Annotated in this window: 1 protein-coding gene and 1 pseudogene; one reads left to right on the forward strand and one right to left on the reverse strand. The window is 71.6% G+C overall.

Annotated features, from left to right (window positions below):
- Positions 1–53: 53 nt before the first annotated feature.
- Positions 54–983, forward strand: a pseudogene (locus tag HW445_RS30245) (TerC family protein); the annotation flags it as partial.
- Positions 984–1,109: 126 nt separating this feature from the next.
- Here the strand turns inward: HW445_RS30245 and HW445_RS30250 are convergent.
- On the reverse strand, positions 1,110–1,619 hold a 510-nt coding region (locus tag HW445_RS30250), incomplete at its 5' end, for an SUKH-4 family immunity protein (protein ID WP_180223995.1).

Genomic DNA, 1,619 nt, shown 5'->3' on the forward strand with positions numbered 1-1,619 from the left:
CCGCGGGTGCCCCGCTCCGACCACGACCGCCGCTGCTGGAGGAACCTCCCGCGATGAATGACCTGTCGTTCACCGTCCCGCCGTGGGCCTGGGCCGCCGTCACCGCCGGCATCTGCGTGATGCTCGCCGTCGACCTGATCGCCCACCGCGACAACCACGTCATCGGCTTCCGCGAGGCCGCTCTCTGGAGCGGCCTGTGGATCGCCGTCGGGCTCGGCTTCGGCCTCGTCCTCTGGGCCTGGCAGGGCGGGGAGGTGTCGTCCACCTACTTCGCCGGCTACCTCATCGAGAAGGCCCTGTCGATCGACAACGTCTTCGTCTTCGCGCTGGTCTTCTCGTTCTTCGCGGTCCCCGACGCCTACCACCACAAGGTCCTCTTCTGGGGCGTCCTCGGCGCGCTGGCGGCCCGGCTGGTGTTCATCTTCGTCGGCGCCGAACTGCTGCGGGTGTTCTTCTGGACCGCCTACGTGTTCGGCGCCTTCCTGATCTGGACCGGCTGGAAGATGGCCGTCTCCAAGAACGAGGAGGTCCACCCGGACCGCAACCCCGTGGTCCGCCTGTTCAGGAAACTCATCCCCACCGATCCCACGTTCCACGGCGACAGGTTCCTCGTCCGGGTGGACGGCAGGCGGGTGGCGACGCTGCTGCTGGTGGTCCTGGTCGCGGTCGAGGCGACCGACCTGATCTTCGCCATCGACTCCGTCGCCGCCGTCCTGGCCATCACCACCAACACCTTCCTGGTGTGGACCGCCAACGCCTTCGCCGTGCTGGGTCTGCGCAGCCTGTACTTCTGCCTCGCCGGACTCCTGCGCCGCTTCGCCTACCTCCACTACGGCCTCGCGGTCCTCCTGGCCTTCGCGGGAGTCAAACTCATCCTGTCCGAGACCCCCGTCGGCAAGCTCCCCATCCCGCTCACCCTCGGCGTCATCGCGGTGACCATCACCGTGTCCATCGCCTGGTCGCTCATCGCCACCCGCGGCCGGCCGGCCTCCGGAGGGACCGGCTAGAGCGCACCGTCGCCGCCCGGGGAGACCTGCCCGGAAACGGAGCGGGGGGCGGAGGACCGGGTCCTCCGCCCCCCGGGGGCGTGCGTCAGGCGGTGCGGACGGTCAGAGCAGGCCGTCCCAGAACTGCTCCAGCAGGACCGACCACCAGCTCTCCGGCGAGGCCAGCGCCGCCGGGTCGAGCGCGGCGAGCTGGGCCTGGAAGTCCACCGTCCAGCGCGCCGCCTGCTCCTGGTTGAGCCCGAACCGCAGCGGCCACATCCGGCCCAGCAGCGCCAGGCAGCGCGCGAACTCGGGCAGCCCGGTGTTCACGAACTGCGGCGGCACCGGGGCCCCGCCCGGCCCGGCCTCCACCGGCACCGCGACGATGTGCGCGGTGCCGTACTGCACGCAGACCGCCTTGCCGAAGTCGCTGCCCATCACCAGGTACGACCCGGCGTCGGAGGCCGGCTGCACGCCGCGCTCCTGCGCCAGCTCGGCCAGCGTCGGCACCGGCCGTCCCGGCTGGGCCTGCGCCCAGAAGAACGGGCCCAGGTCGAACGGCAGCCCGGCCACCACCAGGGTGTGGGCGACCACCGGCGGCACGCCCTGCCGGGACACCGCCGCCTGGTCGAA

The sequence above is a fragment of the Streptomyces sp. UH6 genome (assembly GCF_013421635.1).
GTDB classification, from domain to species: Bacteria; Actinomycetota; Actinomycetes; order Streptomycetales; family Streptomycetaceae; genus Streptomyces; species Streptomyces abyssomicinicus.